Origin of the sequence: Bacillus sp. FJAT-52991 (assembly GCF_037201805.1) — a bacterium.
Classification (GTDB): Bacteria; Bacillota; Bacilli; order Bacillales; family Domibacillaceae; genus Bacillus_CE; species Bacillus_CE kandeliae.
In genome coordinates, this window is record NZ_CP147404.1 from 1,454,169 (window position 1) to 1,470,065 (window position 15,897).

Consider the following 15,897-nt stretch of genomic DNA (forward strand, 5'->3'; position numbering starts at 1 on the left):
ATGTATGTTAAATAATGAATATCTCAAAAAAAGAGGCACCCTAATTCAATTAAAGTGTACCCTATAGAGTAGACACTAAAAAAGTCTACCTATAGGGTACTTTTTTGTATAATAAAAAACACAACCAGAGAAATTGACATGGAGACGGAGAAATTATGAGTAAAAAGGTTTTTACAGAAAAAGAGATCAAGTTGCTATCAATTAATCCTTACGTTAAATCTGTAAGTTCAAAAGGAATTACCTATACAGATGAATTTAAACATATTTTTATCGCAGAAAAAAAGAAAGGCAAGTTTGCCAGAGATATATTTGAACAACATGGTTTTGACATAGATGTTTTGGGGAAACACCGGATTAAGTCAGCTAGTAGAAGGTGGAATGATGCTTACAATGAGGGAGGGATAAGTGGTTTACGTGATACTAGAACTGGTAACTCAGGGCGTCCTAGAGAAAGAGAATTATCCCTAGAGGAGAAAAATGCTCGCTTAGAAGCACAAATTAACTTGTTAAAGGCGGAAAATGAACTTTTAAAAAAGATTCGATTTGCAGAAAGGGGGATGAAGAAATAGCACTTCCTCCTAGCCGAAAGTATATCCTTATTCGATCAGTTATCGAAAAATATCAATTAAAAAATATAGTGAGCTACCTATGTAAAGCAGCTGGCGTCTCAAGAAGTGGTTATTATAATTATTTCTCAAAAGCGTCGCAAGAACAAAGGAAGCTAAAAGATGAAAAAGATGAGGTAGTAAAGGGGATTGTCTTAAAGGCCTTCCATTTTAAAAGACGGAAAAAAGGGGCACGTCAAATCAAAATGACTTTGGCGGGTCAATTTGGTGTTGTCTACAATTTAAAGCGCATACGGCGAATCATGAAGAAGTATGGGATTATATGCCCTATCAGAAAGGCAAATCCTTATAGACGAATGATGAAAGCCACACAAGAACACCGAGTTGTACCAAATCTATTGAACCGGCAATTTAAGCAAGGTGTCCCTGGAAAGGTACTCCTAACCGATATCACATATTTATATTACGGAAAGGGTCAGAAAGCCTATTTGTCGACAATTAAAGATAGCTCAACCAATGAACTCTTGGCCTATCACGTGTCAGACCGATTAACCATGGATTTAGCTACAGGTACCCTTCTGAAGTTAAAGAAGAATCGAAACTTTAGAAAGACAGAAGATGCCTTGATACACTCTGATCAAGGTACCCACTATACACACCCTGATTTTCAAAAGTTAGTGAAGAAACTTGGATTACGTCAATCCATGTCCAGGCGAGGTAACTGTTGGGATAATGCTCCGCAAGAATCCTTCTTTGGGCATTTTAAGGACGAGGCCTATATTAAACCATGTATAACACTAGAGGAATTAAAACGTGAAATTAAGCAATATATGATTTATTACAATAACTATAGGTATCAATGGAATCTAAAAAAGATGACCCCTGTTCAATACAGAGATCATCTTCTAAAAACTGCCTAGGCTTTTTTAAAATGTCCTTTACAAAGGGTACACTTTAAATTTCGGGTAGCCTCTTTTTTTGAATAGTAGAGTAGTATAACAAGCAACTTAGCCATGTATTAAAACAAATGTTCATACGGAGTCATATCAATGTTCATTTCGGTTAGTTTTTTTCGTAAAAATTTATGGTCGCGTTTCGGAGTGGCGACGATATATCCACGGATGACTAAGTCTTGTGTTACTTCTTTTGCGTTTTCTTTTAATGTGATTTCACCAATTTTTCCGGCAATTTTATGGCGGGCAACATCGCGAAACAATTCGGGCACCGGACTAACAAGTTCTTCGAGCAAGTCCTTCTCTTGCTGCTTCCATAAGCGCCTCGTTTGTTCTACATAGTATTCTTCCCAATCCATATCAGAACGGCCATCTTCTTTCGGAAATCGTTTTAAAAATTTTCTAAACATAAAGAAGCCCCCAATAGCAAAGCTTCCTGTCAATATAAATACCCAGAATAAAATAAAATAAGAAAACCAGCCTTCTAGCATTATGTAACCCCCAACTATCACTTACTTTCGTTACTATTATAGACAATTGATGGAGGTGAAACAATAGGTAAGCTATAGGAGCCATTTATGGCAGCAATGTTTTCATTTTTGTGAATTCCTCTACCAGACTAGTTTTTTGGCGTTTGCATTCATATAATAATTCGTTACTATTAAATATATAGACTATGATAGAGGTGAGACAAGTGAAGTTTATTCATACAGCGGATTGGCATTTAGGAAAGCTCGTTCACGGGGTGTATATGACAGCTGAACAGAGAGAGGTTCTTAGGCAGTTTGTCGAAATTGTTGAACAAGAAAAACCTGATGCTGTTGTCATTGCAGGAGATTTGTATGACCGTTCGGTTCCACCTACGGAAGCAGTAGAACTGTTAAATGAGATATTATTTAAAATAAATGTGGAATTAAAGACACCGATTGTTGCTATTGCAGGAAATCATGATAGTGCAGAGCGACTGTCTTTTGGTGCTTCGTGGTTTCAACATAGTGGCTTTTATTTAAAAGGGAAGTTGGATCAAGACTTTGCACCGGTATCTATTAAAGGAGTTAACTTTTATTGCATTCCATATGCAGAACCGGGAGTGGTTCGCGAACTGTTAGGTGATGACTCGATTCAATCTCATCAAGAAGCGATGAAAGCGATTATTGGAAAAATTGAAGAAGAGATGAATAAGGAAGAAATCAATGTATTTGTCGGTCATGCTTTTGTTCTTGGTGGTCAAACAAGCGATTCTGAGCGAACGTTATCTGTCGGAGGCTCAGGCTGCGTTAGCATCGACTTATTTGCTCCTTTTCATTATACAGCACTTGGTCATTTGCATAGTCCGGATGCAATTCGACATGAGACCGTTCGTTATTCTGGATCGCTATTAAAATACTCTTTCTCTGAAGCGAAGCAACGGAAAAGTATTTCTATTGTAGAGATGAAAGAAGGAGGAGAAGTGACGATTGAAGAACGAACACTCATCCCGAAAAGAGATATGCGTGAAATAGAAGGGACACTTGAGGAACTGTTAGATCCAAGCCGTGTTGAGACAGAGCAAGCAGAAGACTATTTAAAAGTCACCTTGCTAGACAAGGGAGCGCTGATTGACCCGATGAGTAAATTAAGGCAAGTATACCCGAATGTGCTACATCTAGATCGAAAAATAGAGCTTATCGATCAAAAAAAGAAACAAAATTATACGTCGGTGCGTGATGAAAAGAAAAACGAACTTGATCTTTTCTCTGACTTTTACACACAAATGACGACGGACTCTTTTACAAGTGAGAAAAAAGACATCATGGAGAACATCATTCAAGGGGTAAAGCTGGAGGTTGAGCAAAAATGAAGCCGTTAAAACTAATGATGCAAGCGTTTGGTCCTTATGCCGGAAAGGAAATTATTGATTTCGGTCAACTCGAAAATCATACGATGTTTGTGATTTCTGGCCGAACTGGTTCGGGGAAAACAACGATTTTTGATGGGATTAGCTTTGCGATTTACGGGCGAGCTAGCAGTGAGGGAAGAACAGGTGCAGAGCTTCGCAGTCATTTTGCCAGCGATGATTTATTAACAGAAGTCATGCTTCAATTTTCATTGAAGGGCCATACATATGAGATCTATCGTTCACCTCAGCAAGAAAAGAAGAAAGAACGCGGGGATGGTTATCGAACTGTGACGGCAAAAGCTGAGCTCTATGAGTGGATAAATGATGGAGAAAGAAAGCTCCTAGCAGCCAACGTGCGAGATGTCGATGAAAAAATTAAAGAAATTGTTCAGCTAGATGCGAATCAGTTTCGCCAAATATTAATGATTCCTCAAGGAGAATTTAGAAAATTACTAGTTTCTGATAGTAAAGATAAAGAACAAATATTGCAACGACTATTCCACACTCAATTTTACAAAAAGATAGAGGAAAAATTAAAGGTAGAAGCGAGTTCCTTAAAACAGAAAGTGCAATCGGGTGCAGAGGAACGAACGCAGCTTTTAAAAAGCATTCAATCATCTTCTGAGGAGATGGTTCAATTACTTCAAACATCACCATTGAATGAATCCGCTGTGATTATCCAGCTTGCAAAAGATATCGAAGACTTGACCGTTCAATCTCAGCATATTCAACAAACTCTTTTAAAGCAGAATGAGTTACGTGATGAATGGAATAAAAAGCTTGATCAGGCTGAACGACTCATCATTCAAATAGAGAGAAAAGAGCAATTAGATAAACAGCTGCAACAGCTGCAAGCAAGAAAAGAAGACATTTTAAGTAAACAAACGGAAATTGTATGGGCTGAAAAAGCAACGAAACTTGAGCAGCAAGAGAAAGAGTGTAAGGCGTTAAAAAGTGAGCTGGATGGCCTGAATCAGAGAATCAACTTAACAACAAAAGAGTTAGCCGCCAAACAAGAAGCGTATATTCAAGCAGAGCAAATATGGAAAGAAGAGAATGCGAAGGAAGAGGAAAGACAGCAAGCAGCTGATGAAGTCAGTAAATTAAATGGAATTAAAGCGGCCGTTTACTCGTTAGATGATGAGCAACAATTGCTTGAACGGCTAGAGAAAGAAAAGCAACAATTAGAAAGCTGCCGCATGGAATTATCAATAAAGCATGAAGAAGCAGAGAAGCGAATCGATCAAGTAGAAGCGGAACTTTCTTCGTTAGATCATTGGCAAAACCAGCTATATCAAGAAGAAAAGAAACTAACAAAGGTAAACGAGCGTATTCAGCTTTGTCATGATATTCAAGAGCAACAAACGGAAGTGTCCAATCTGCAAGAGCAGTATCGCAACTTGATGAAAAAGTATGATGAAAAAAGTGTACAGCTTACTCGAGCACAAACAGTATTAGAAGAGTTGGAATCAGCGTGGAATAAACATCACGCTAGTATGTTAGCCGCAACATTAGTTGCAGGGCAGCCTTGCGCAGTATGCGGCTCAACAGATCATCCCCACCCTGCTTCTGAAGTTTTGGGAGCACCTGCGAAAGAGGAGATTCAATTAGCTAAAAATGAAGTAGAAAGGCTAGAAAGTGAACAACTGATCATAGAAAAAAACAAGTTCGAAAAGCAAACACGCTATGAATTAAGTACGGAAACATTAGGGAAGCTGAAGCAAAAAGCCGAAGAGATTGGGTTAGATGATGATTTAATGAAAGATGGGCAGCGAATCGATGGACTGTTAAAGCAAAAGCAAGCAAGTGAAGCGCTCGTTCGAGAAGCTAACGAGCGGCTGCAGCTCAAAACAAAATGGATGGAAACAAAGGAAAAGCTAAAAGAAGAAAGAAGAAAGCTTCAACGAGAGATCAATGAGCTTCAACAAAAGGCGAGTAATGCACAAGAATTATTCGTAGCAAAGCGCGAGGGAATGGAGCATTTATTAAAAAGTATCCCGGCCTCTATTCGGAAGAAGCCAGCATTTGACGAGGCTCTTGATCGAGTCGAGAAAAGAAAACAGGAGCTGTTCGAACGATTCGATCAAGCATTGAAGCAAAAACAAATAAGCGAAAAAAGTGTGGCAACAGCAGCGGCAACCCTTCAAGAAGTAGAGTATATGCATAAGGGGAAACAGAAACAACTAGAAAAAGAGCGGAACGTCTTTTTAGAGTTAATGAACCAATATCAATTTAAAGATTATAAACAATATGAAAGCAGCAAGCGATCGGAAGCAGCGATTAAGCATATACAGCAAGAAATTATGGCTTATCATGAGGAGTTGCGTTCAGTTTCTGATAGAAGGCAAGAACTGATACAACTGTTAGAAGGTGTAGAGAAGCCGAATGTTGCTCATATCAAGCAGGAATTAGCATCGATCACCGAGCAAATCACCATCGAGCAGGAGAGGTGGGCGATGACATCCGCTCTCATTCGCGATTGTCATCGGATTAAGGAACGAGTAGAGGAACTGAACGAAGATTTAAAGGAATTAGAAGAGAAATATCAATTAATTGGGCATCTGTATGATATGGCACATGGCAACAATGTTCATAAGTTAACCTTTGAACGATATGTACTTGCTTCATTTTTAGATGATATTTTAACTGTAGCAAATGAACGGCTCGTAAAAATGACGGCAGGCCGCTATTATTTACTGAGAAAGACGGATCGAGCGAAAGGCAATGCGCAAAGCGGTCTTGAATTATTAGTGTTTGATCAATATACAGGGCAAGAACGTCATGTAAAGACATTATCTGGCGGAGAAAGTTTTAAAGCATCTTTAGCTTTAGCCCTTGGTTTAGCAGAAGTGGTTCAGCAATATGCCGGTGGTGTCTCTTTAGAAACGATGTTTATTGATGAAGGATTTGGTACACTTGACCAAGAATCGCTCGATCAAGCGATTGAGGCGTTAATGGATATTCAAAGTAGCGGTCGATTAGTCGGGGTTATTTCTCATGTTCCGGAATTGAAAGAAAGAATCGAAGCTCGTTTAGAAGTGATTTCTACTCAAAGTGGAAGTTATACCGAGTTCCAATTTTTCGGATGATGATCATTGGAAAAATTGGAAAAGGAGGCGTGAGCGAAGCAGCACGCCCCTTTTTATTAAGGCACAAACTTTCCAATATGAGCATATAATCATATATATGATTTGAAAAATATGTTATTATCAACTTGAATGATGTTCAAGAATGGGGTGTCCTTTATGACGGAATATCGGTTGAAAGGTCTTTCATGTGCTAATTGTGCTCGTGAAATGGAAGAAGAAATACAAAAGCTTCCGCATGGAAAAGAAGCCAAAATATATTATAACTCAGGTAAGCTGTCCATACCTGAAGACATTCATTTACCTAATGTGGAAAAAATATTAGCAAAAGATGGAGTGGCAATCATTAAAGAACAGGATTCTTCTAATGAAGAAGGGCATCATCATGCCGAGGGTCATGGTGGTCCAAATTGGAAAGTGTTGCTCTCTCTTTCTACTATTCTGTTTGTTTCTGCTCTTCTGCTTGAAGATTATTTGCCTGTTGCTGCCGTCGTATCTATTTACGTTGCCGCCACAGTGATCAGTGGCTATCAGACGTTTATAAAAGGAATGAAAAATCTTTTTCGTTTTAAGTTCAATATTGATACGTTAATGACGGTTGCTTTAGTTGGTGCATTTAGCATTGGTGAGTGGCGAGAAGGAACGCTAGTAGCGATTCTTTTTGGATTAAATGAATATTTAGAAGGATTAGGCATGGAGAAGGCGAGACGATCGATGGCTACTTTACTTCAAGTGGCGCCGAAAGAAGCCGTCTTGGTCGATGGAGGGCATGAGAAAGTGGTACCCATCTCTGCTTTGAAAGTTGGAGATATCGTTCTTGTGAAAGCCGGAGAAAAAATTCCTTCTGATGGGAAAATAATCGAAGGAAAAAGTTCAGTCAATGAATCAGCAATTACTGGAGAATCGATGCCTGCTGATAAACAAATAGGAGACGATGTGTTTGGAGGAAGTATCAATAATGAAGGCGTATTAAAGGTTGAGATCGCCAAGGCTTACGAAGATTCTTCCTTGGCAAAAATTTTACATCTTGTTGAAGAAGCTCAAGAAACAAAAACGCCTACTGAGTTGTTCATTAATCGATTTGCTAAATATTATACGCCTGCGATTATGTTGATTTCAGTTTTCGTGATGATCATACCTCCGCTTCTATTTGGAAGTGATTGGGGAACATGGTTTTATCAAGGATTAGCGGTCTTAATTGTTGGTTGTCCGTGCGCTTTAATCTTATCTTCCCCGATTGCTATTGTGTCTGGTATTACAAGAAATGCTAGAAATGGAATTCTTGTAAAAGGTGGGATTCATCTAGAGCAGCTAGGAAAAATAGAGACCATTGCTTTTGACAAAACAGGAACCTTAACAAAAGGTGAACCCCATGTAGAAAAAACGATTGTTTATGCAGCGAATTTTTATCAAATCGCTGGAGCTATTGAGAAAAACTCTTCCCATCCGCTGGCAGTAGCTGTTGTAAAAGAAGTGTCCAAACATGTACGTCAAATAGAGGAGGCAGCTGACGTCCAAACGATTGTTGGTCAGGGTGTTTCTGCACGGATGAATGAAAAAAGCTACTTTTTAGGAAATGAAAACAGCTTGTCTCATCTATCGTTACCGAATAAGGTGAAAGAGGATATCGCACAACTAAAAGAAAAAGGTTATACTTTAGTAGCGGTTGCTGATGAAGACAAAGTACTTGGCTTATTTGGCATCTCTGATCAAATTCGTCCAGAAGCTCATCAATTAATCAAGCGACTTCAAGAAAATGGAGTCAAACAGACGATTATGCTAACGGGGGATCATCAAAAGTCTGCCGAAAAGGTCGCAACAGCTATTGGCTTAACAGACTATTATGCAGGTTTGCTGCCAGATGAAAAGGTGCGAAAAATTAAAGAATTAACCGAAACGTCCATGACAGCGATGGTAGGCGATGGCATAAATGATGCACCAGCACTTGCGACAGCGGATGTTGGGATTGCGATGGGGAAAGGAACGGATAGTGCGATTGAAACGGCTGATATTGTTTTAATGCAAGACCATCTTGGTAAACTTCCTTCAGCCATTGCTATCAGCAGAAGAGTTAACCGAATCATTAAGATTAATATCATTCTTGCTCTTAGCTTAAAATTAATTGCCTTATTGTTAACCATCCCAGGATTACTTACGCTTTGGATTGCGATTTTATCTGACATGGGGGCGACGGTCATGGTTACGCTCATTAGCTTAACTATTTTGATTGAAAAGAAACAAGAAAAAGCAGAGGGCGTTTCAATAAATTAAAGCCAGGAGGAATTTCCCTTCGCTTTTCTTCATAGACGTTCATAAATTGTTCAGATTCATTCGCTCTATCCCGTTGAGAAATTGAATCGGATACAATACCATTGAACTATCACACCATGCGTTCATGTAGGAGGGAATTTATTTGAAGTTATACCGTTCAATTATACTTATTATCGTCACATCGCTCGTATTTATCACAGGATGTAGCAACAGCGACTTCCAAGGGAATATGGATGTGAAACTACAAGATTTCACTCATGTCAATCAAGACAACAAAGAAGTGGGTCTTGAAGATTTAAAGGGTACGGTTTGGATTGCTAATCTTATCTTCACAAATTGTACAACGGTTTGTCCACCGATGACGAAAAACATGTCTGAACTGCAAAAGATGCTAAGCGATAAAGGGATTAAAGATTATCGTATCGTCTCTTTTAGTGTCGATCCTAAAAATGATACGCCAGAAAAATTGAAACAATATATTTCTTATTATGATGCTGATGAAAGTAATTGGGATCTATTAACAGGATATGATGCCGATTACATTAAAACATTTGCAGAGAAAAATTTTCAAACATTAGCGATCCCAGAGCCTAATTCGGATCAAATTATGCATGGAACAAGCTTTTATTTAGTTGATAAAGAAGGAACGGTTGTCAAAAGCTATAACGGCAATGAAGATGTTCCGTTTGATGAAATTGTGCTTGATATGGAGCAATTAATTGAAGAATAAAAAAGCGGCTGTCTAACGATGCTATGTTTAGGCAGCCATTTTTATTTTTAACAGCTAGAAATGAATTTATCACTTTAAATAAAAACAAGACTTGACTTTGAATAAATTAACAAAAAATTCACATTTTTTAATTGAAATTCGGGCTTGTATTGTGTAATATTAGACTACAGAGATTATTCTGAAAAATCATTCAAGGGGTGAATAATATGAATTATGGCGTGTATAAGTTTGGCTCATTTAATAAAATTAAGTGTGATTGTGGTTGGGAAGGTGTTCGTGCCGATTTGCGAAAAGCATTAGTTGTTCTTGAACAAACAAAGTGTGGAACCATCTTTGATGCAGAAGATGTATATGTTTGTCCGAATTGTGATTCGAGAAAATATTGATTACCTCCCATTAGCCTTCGTATTTTTTTCCCTACTTGCCTACAGTCAATTTTGATCGTCTGCAAATTTTAAAACCTTTCAGCTAATTTATAATGTCGAAAAAGAAGTGTCCCAACCAAAGTGGGCACTTCTTTTTCTTTTATAAGGTGTAAGTCTTTATTACTGTATGGAACAAGAATATTGTATAATAAATAAACAATGGAGGGAAATGATGATGAAACAAATGAGAGGCCATCATCTTCTATGTGTTCACGGATTTAGGGGAATGGGGTATAGTGAAGAATTTATTGGTACAATGACGAAAATTGTTAAGGATATAAGAAACGAACAAAAAGACTTCCCTATTCGAGTCGTGGTCGGATTTGATGAAGCTTGTTTTTCTTGTCCTAATAAAGGAGAAACGATATGTGAAGCATCACCAACGTCACAAGAACATGTAACAGCACTTGATAAAAATGTCATTCACCATTTAGGGTTGGAAGAAAATAGAGTGTACCTTAAATCTGATATAATTAAACGAACAGTTGAAAAGGTTCATCCAGAAGATCTGCAATTTCTTTGTAAAGGGTGTTCTTGGCTTAGTGCTGGTGTATGTAAAGAAGGGATTCGTCAGTTGAAGGAAAAAGTGGGGGATGAAGAAAACTCCCACTGATTGAAGTTTCACTTTATGAAGTTAATGGAGGAACAACATTTATATGGCAAATGCAACAGGGAATTATTTTGCAAATGATTATGAATCGATTGAAGTGCTAGCTGATCGAATTAGTGAAGAATTAGAGTGTCCGATTACGATAGAGGATGCGAACCATCGGATTATTGCTTACAGCCGACATGAGGATGAAGTGGATTCAGTTAGAATTGCCACAATTATGGCGCGGCGAGTGCCAGAGAATGTTATCAATAGTTTGTGGAGAAATGGAGCGATTCCGAAGTTGTTTGAAACGGAAGAACCCGTTATTATCCCGCGGATTGAACAAGTATCATTAGGAGAACGAGTAGCGATTTCCGTCCGTAAGCAAAACCAAGTAGTGGGCTTTATTTGGGCTCATCCTAAACAAAGCTTTACTGAGGAAAAATTAATGATTTTACAAGAAGCCGCAAAGGCAGTGAAGAATCAATTGCTTCAACATCAAAAGAAGAAAAAGGCAACGGAAAAAAGCTATCAAGAGTTTTTTTGGAAATTATTGACTGGTCATTTTTCAAGATTAAAAGAGATAGAAGCAATGAATGAGTATCACCATTTACAGTTAAAAGGGCCATTTGCAGTGATTATTTTCGATTTTCCTCAACCTATCAATCAGTCAGTTGAGCGGCAAGCGGATTATTTAGTGGAAACAATGCAACAGTTACCAATTGTAGCTAGAACGTTTGATAATACTCAATTAATTCTATTGGCGAAAATACCTGAAAAAGACCACACGAATAGTCTGCTTACTTTTATTGATAACTTTATTTCAAAAATCAATGAGCGTCAACAAATCGATGGCATCATAGTAGCGGCAGGTGGTGTTGCTGATCAGCCATTACATATTTGCCGAAGCTATCAAGAAGCATTATTTGTACTAAAAATTAAGAATCAATTTCCGAAAATTACAAACCAGATTTGTTGTTATGAAAAACTAGGTGTGTTTCAGTTTATTGAAGATTTAGCGGCCATTCGAAAACAAACAGGATTTCAAAATCCGATGATTACGAAACTAATGAAATATGATCGCGATCATCATTCGAACATGAAAGAGACGATTTTTGTCTTTCTCCAATATGATGGAAATATGAACGAAGCAGCGAAAGAGTTGCATATTCATGCCAATACGTTAGCATATCGATTAAAAAGGATTTCAGAAATAGCTGAAATTAATTTAAAGGATGCTAATCAAAAGATCACTCTCTATTTAGATTTACTTATTAAACAATTAGAGGAAAGTGATTTGTAAGAATTCACAAAAAAATCTCCCTGAATTTTTTATTTATAATGATGAAATGTTTAGAAAATTGCCATACTATAGACATATAATAAAAACAGGGAGATGATCATAATGATTATTGGTATTCCTAAAGAAATAAAAAATAACGAAAACCGCGTAGCGATTACTCCTGCAGGTGTTAGCACGTTAGTCCGATCAGGTCATAAAGTATTAATAGAGAAAAACGCAGGAATTGGAAGCGGTTTCATTGATGAGGAATATAAAGCGTTCGGTGCCGAATTAATTGATTCAGCATCTGATGTTTGGGGTAAGTCAGAAATGGTCATTAAAGTAAAAGAACCTCTTGAATCAGAATATCAATACTTCCGTAAAGATTTGCTTCTTTTCACTTATTTACATTTAGCGGCAGAGCCTTCTCTTACAAAAGCTCTTGTTGATCATAAAGTGACAGGTATTGCTTATGAAACGGTTTCTGTGAATCGTACGTTGCCCCTTCTTTCACCAATGAGTGAAGTGGCAGGCCGTATGGCTGCTCAAATTGGTGCTCAATTTTTAGAGAAGAATAAAGGTGGTAAAGGGGTTCTTCTTGGCGGCGTTCCAGGTGTAAGAAAAAGTAAAGTAACCGTTATCGGTGGCGGGATGGTAGGAACAAATGCTGCGAAGATCGCTTCTGGGCTAGGTGCAGATGTAACGATTATTGACTTAAGTGCAGATCGTTTACGCCAATTGGAAGATATTTTTGGATCAAGCGTACAAACATTAATGTCTAATCCATTCAATATTGCTGAATCAGTGAAAGAATCTGATCTTGTGATTGGAGCGGTATTAATTCCAGGAGCAAAAGCACCGAAGCTTGTTACAGAAGAAATGGTGAAATCGATGTCACCGGGATCTGTCGTTGTTGATGTAGCTATTGACCAAGGTGGTATTTTTGAAACAGTTGACCATATTACGACTCATGATAACCCAACATATGAAAAACATGGCGTGGTTCATTATGCTGTTGCCAACATGCCAGGAGCCGTTCCACGTACATCAACAGTTGCTTTAACAAATGTGACAATTCCTTATGCTTTACAAATTGCTAATAAAGGATTTAGAAAGGCGATTGTGGAGAATCCTGCTTTAAAATTTGGGGTAAATACGCTAAATGGCTTTGTTACTTACGAAGCTGTAGCGAATGATCTAGGTTATGAATTTAAATCAGTGGATGAATTAATCTAAAATATAAGTATTGGCATAAAAAGGCTAGGTGTTTTCTGTATCAGAAAAGCCTGGTCTTTTTTACGATTTTTTTCTACTAGTGTAAAATAATCTATCTTTTGTGAAAATCACAAAACTTTTTTTCTCGTTCAATCGTATATATAAATGAGTGATTAAGTACGAGTGAAGACTTACATACATACATACATATATACATATGTTTATAAAAATGGTGAGGAAGGGTAAAGAAATATATGAACAAATCTACCTTACAATTGCTACGTTTATTCATAATTTTGGTTGGTTGTTTATTTTTGTTAGTCGGAGGTCTCTTTTATCAACAGCATAAACAACAAAAGGAGGAAGCGGTATATGCAAGAAAAATGCAGCAAATATATACGCTGATGAAAGACCATTCAATGACCGCACAAAAAATGATGGCTAACCAGTCCGAGTGGCCATCCACCTTAAGTGTTCAGAAGGAAGAAGTCGTTAAAAAAGTGGAGAACGAAATGAACAAATGCCAGGTGATGTTGTCTGAATTGCCTGATCCACCAGAGTCGATGATCGAAGAATATTCCGCATTACTCGATGTACATATTGCTTATAAACAGTACATGAACTTAGCTATTGGTTTTCAAGAAGCATCTAGTTCTTTTGCTAACAAAGAAAAGAAATTAAAAACTGAGCTGAATAATTGCTTAAGCGATTTTGATGAAATGATCCATCATCAACAAGAGAAGAAGGGCTAAAACAGTACTTGGGTATATTGCTTTTCAATCAAGCTTCTCCACTAACCTCTAGTTAGCGGAGAAGCGAAAGGAGTAGAATCAGCCTTTATACCCTGTATGAGCTTTGACTGTTACTTCAGCAAACTTACGGGTATCCGCTTTCGCAGACAGCACGGTGCCGATGTATCCAGCAATGAAACCAGCAGGAACGGACACAATGGCTGGGTTTGTTAATGGAAAGATTGGTTCACCGACGAAAATGGCTGTACCTTCAGGTCCGAGAACATTTGGGCTGATGGCTACAAGTATTAAAGCAGAAGCAAGACCTGTGATCATGGCAGCTAATGCACCAGTTGTGTTAAAGCGTTTCCAGTAAATTGTATAAATGATCACTGGTAGATTGGCGCTGGCTGCAACACAGAAGGCAAGTGAGACTAAGAAAGCGACATTCATTGTTTGAGCAAAGAGTGCGAGTATGATCGAAAAAACCGCTACAGATATGGATGCGTAGCGAGCAGCTAGCATTTGCTGCTTTTCTGTGATGTTCCCTTTTTTAATAATTTCTCCGTAAATATCATGAGCAAACGCTGATGCACCTGATAACACTAGTCCGGCTACAACTGCCAGGATCGTTGCAAAGGCTACCGCGGATACAAAGGACATCAGCATGTCCCCACCTAGCGCTTGTGCAAGTAAAGGAGCGGCCATATTACCTGCCGCGTTGGCAGCAATGATCTTGTCAGAACCTACAAAAGCCGCTGCTCCAAACCCTAAGAAGATCGTTAAAATATAGAAAATCCCCACAATCCAAGTAGCTACCACGACAGAGCTTCTTGCCGTTTTTGCGTCTTTTACTGTAAAGAAACGCATCAATATATGTGGCAATCCCGCTGTACCAAGAACGAGAGCAATCATAATAGAGATGGTGTCGATTGGATTTGTATATTTCACCCCAGGGTTTAAAAAGTCTTCACCAAGTGGTGTAGCTGTTTTCATTTGCAAGAACATTTCAAAGATATTAAAGTTAAATTTGGATAAAACTAGAAAAGAAATAATCACTGTTCCGATCATAAGTAGCACCGCTTTAACAATTTGCACCCAACTAGTGGCTGTCATTCCACCGAACAGAACGTAAATGGTCATCATGATACCTACCATTAATACGGCGATCCAATAATCAATCCCTAATAATAATTGAATAAGTGCTCCTGCCCCAACCAGTTGAGCAATCATGTAAAAGATAACAATCGTGATCGTACTCACAGCAGCTGTGGCTCGAATCTTTTTTTGATCAAAGCGAGCGCTAATCATATCAGCTAGCGTGTATTTACCAAGGTTACGTAACGGCTCAGCAACAATATATAAAACGACTAAATAAGCAACGAGATAACCGATACTAAAGAAGAAACCATCAAATCCATTTAAAGCGATTGCGCCGGCGATTCCGAGGAAGGAAGCAGCAGATAAGTAATCTCCAGCAATCGCTAATCCATTTTGCCAGCCGGTTAGTCCACCACCAGCTGTGTAGAACTCACTAGCAGAGTTCGTTCGTTTAGAAGCCCAATAAGTAATCACAAGTGTTAATCCGACAATAGCAACAAAAAATGTTAGCCCTATTACACTCATAAACTATGTTCTCCTTTACTCTGTTTATTTGCATCGTCTAGGATTTCATTTGCCATATGATCAAATTGATTCGCTTTTTTGACATACAACATACAAAGAAGCCATGTCATAATAAATTGGGCAAACGCAAAGAGCCAAGCCCAGGAAATTGAACCGATGGCAGGAGCGTTTAAAATGGTTGTGTAGGAAGTTAATAGCGGCAATGAAAAATAAAAAATTAAGAAAAAAATTGAAACTGGGACAATAAATTTGTTTTTTGTTTGAATTAAATGTTTGAAGTCGCGTCTTTCCGCAATTTTTTCATATTTCGTTTTTCGTTCTGGCGGTGTGGAATGTAATAGTTGCTTCTCCATCTAACATCCTCCTTTTTTATTCTGAAACCGTTTTCAGAATTATATGTCAATTTTAAGAAATTGACATAATTTTCGCAATAATAAATTTATAATTTGTCAATTTTTTTGAAGACATGTTTCGACAGCGATATCAATCGAATAACAATAGGGAATTTTTATCTTTCTATGTTTTGCTATATAATAGAGTG

General features: G+C 38.0%; 12 protein-coding genes and 1 pseudogene. 10 read left to right on the plus strand and 3 right to left on the minus strand.

The features are described 5' to 3' along the window. Positions 1-155: 155 nt before the first annotated feature. A pseudogene (locus WDJ61_RS07470) lies at positions 156-1,486 on the plus strand (IS3 family transposase). 98 nt (positions 1,487-1,584) lie between these two features. Here WDJ61_RS07470 and WDJ61_RS07475 read toward each other — a convergent pair. Then, positions 1,585-2,010: a DUF2621 domain-containing protein gene (locus WDJ61_RS07475; protein ID WP_338754180.1), complete on the minus strand. Its 426-nt coding sequence runs from the start codon at positions 2,008-2,010 to the stop codon at positions 1,585-1,587. A 203-nt stretch (positions 2,011-2,213) separates the two neighbouring features. Here WDJ61_RS07475 and WDJ61_RS07480 point away from each other — a divergent pair, with 203 nt between their 5' ends. The 9 genes from WDJ61_RS07480 to WDJ61_RS07520 all read left to right on the plus strand — a co-directional run bounded on the left by WDJ61_RS07480 (position 2,214) and on the right by WDJ61_RS07520 (position 13,751). Next, positions 2,214-3,359: an exonuclease SbcCD subunit D gene (locus WDJ61_RS07480; protein ID WP_338754181.1), complete on the plus strand. Its 1,146-nt coding sequence runs from the start codon at positions 2,214-2,216 to the stop codon at positions 3,357-3,359. Further along, entirely contained in the window at positions 3,356-6,487 is a 3,132-nt protein-coding gene (locus tag WDJ61_RS07485) for an AAA family ATPase (protein WP_338754182.1), read from the plus strand. The genes WDJ61_RS07480 and WDJ61_RS07485 overlap by 4 nt, the downstream gene beginning before the upstream one ends. Before the next feature lie 156 nt (positions 6,488-6,643). Further along, the gene (locus WDJ61_RS07490; RefSeq protein WP_338754183.1) at positions 6,644-8,755 is read left to right on the plus strand and encodes a cation-translocating P-type ATPase; all 2,112 of its coding nucleotides are present in this window, start codon (positions 6,644-6,646) and stop codon (positions 8,753-8,755) included. A gap of 142 nt (positions 8,756-8,897) precedes the next feature. Beyond that, positions 8,898-9,485, plus strand: a complete 588-nt coding sequence (locus tag WDJ61_RS07495) for an SCO family protein (RefSeq protein ID WP_338754184.1) — start codon at positions 8,898-8,900, stop codon at positions 9,483-9,485. Between the two features lie 206 nt (positions 9,486-9,691). Then, entirely contained in the window at positions 9,692-9,871 is a 180-nt protein-coding gene (locus tag WDJ61_RS07500; protein ID WP_094835296.1) for a hypothetical protein, read from the plus strand. 214 nt (positions 9,872-10,085) lie between these two features. Then, positions 10,086-10,523, plus strand: coding sequence for a DUF1284 domain-containing protein (locus WDJ61_RS07505; RefSeq protein ID WP_338754185.1), 438 nt, complete (start codon positions 10,086-10,088; stop codon positions 10,521-10,523). Between the two features lie 43 nt (positions 10,524-10,566). Next, positions 10,567-11,805: a PucR family transcriptional regulator gene (locus WDJ61_RS07510; RefSeq protein WP_338754186.1), complete on the plus strand. Its 1,239-nt coding sequence runs from the start codon at positions 10,567-10,569 to the stop codon at positions 11,803-11,805. A gap of 102 nt (positions 11,806-11,907) precedes the next feature. Beyond that, positions 11,908-13,020: an alanine dehydrogenase gene (ald, locus tag WDJ61_RS07515; protein ID WP_338754187.1), complete on the plus strand. Its 1,113-nt coding sequence runs from the start codon at positions 11,908-11,910 to the stop codon at positions 13,018-13,020. A gap of 233 nt (positions 13,021-13,253) precedes the next feature. Further along, positions 13,254-13,751 carry a hypothetical protein gene (locus WDJ61_RS07520; protein WP_338754188.1) on the plus strand — a complete coding sequence of 166 codons (498 nt, stop codon included), beginning with the start codon at positions 13,254-13,256 and terminating at the stop codon, positions 13,749-13,751. A 78-nt stretch (positions 13,752-13,829) separates the two neighbouring features. On the opposite strand, the gene WDJ61_RS07525 is transcribed toward WDJ61_RS07520, so the two are convergent. Together WDJ61_RS07525 and WDJ61_RS07530 are read right to left on the minus strand one after the other, a co-directional pair. Further along, positions 13,830-15,356 (minus strand): sodium:solute symporter family transporter, encoded by a 1,527-nt coding sequence (locus tag WDJ61_RS07525; protein ID WP_338754189.1) that lies wholly within the window; start codon positions 15,354-15,356, stop codon positions 13,830-13,832. Beyond that, positions 15,353-15,709 carry a DUF485 domain-containing protein gene (locus WDJ61_RS07530; RefSeq protein ID WP_338754190.1) on the minus strand — a complete coding sequence of 119 codons (357 nt, stop codon included), beginning with the start codon at positions 15,707-15,709 and terminating at the stop codon, positions 15,353-15,355. Before WDJ61_RS07530 ends, WDJ61_RS07525 begins: the two co-directional genes overlap by 4 nt. Positions 15,710-15,897 lie beyond the last annotated feature (188 nt).

What these genes read in the sequence shown, in the direction of transcription:
- WDJ61_RS07475 (WP_338754180.1), bottom strand. Translation starts at nt 2,010, where the DNA reads ATGCTAGAAGGCTGGTTTTCTTATTTTATTTTATTCTGGGTATTTATA.
- WDJ61_RS07485 (WP_338754182.1), top strand. Translation starts at nt 3,356, where the DNA reads ATGAAGCCGTTAAAACTAATGATGCAAGCGTTTGGTCCTTATGCCGGA.
- WDJ61_RS07490 (WP_338754183.1), top strand. Translation starts at nt 6,644, where the DNA reads ATGACGGAATATCGGTTGAAAGGTCTTTCATGTGCTAATTGTGCTCGT.
- WDJ61_RS07500 (WP_094835296.1), top strand. Translation starts at nt 9,692, where the DNA reads ATGAATTATGGCGTGTATAAGTTTGGCTCATTTAATAAAATTAAGTGT.
- WDJ61_RS07505 (WP_338754185.1), top strand. Translation starts at nt 10,086, where the DNA reads ATGAAACAAATGAGAGGCCATCATCTTCTATGTGTTCACGGATTTAGG.
- WDJ61_RS07510 (WP_338754186.1), top strand. Translation starts at nt 10,567, where the DNA reads ATGGCAAATGCAACAGGGAATTATTTTGCAAATGATTATGAATCGATT.
- ald (WP_338754187.1), top strand. Translation starts at nt 11,908, where the DNA reads ATGATTATTGGTATTCCTAAAGAAATAAAAAATAACGAAAACCGCGTA.
- WDJ61_RS07520 (WP_338754188.1), top strand. Translation starts at nt 13,254, where the DNA reads ATGAACAAATCTACCTTACAATTGCTACGTTTATTCATAATTTTGGTT.
- WDJ61_RS07525 (WP_338754189.1), bottom strand. Translation starts at nt 15,356, where the DNA reads ATGAGTGTAATAGGGCTAACATTTTTTGTTGCTATTGTCGGATTAACA.
- WDJ61_RS07530 (WP_338754190.1), bottom strand. Translation starts at nt 15,709, where the DNA reads ATGGAGAAGCAACTATTACATTCCACACCGCCAGAACGAAAAACGAAA.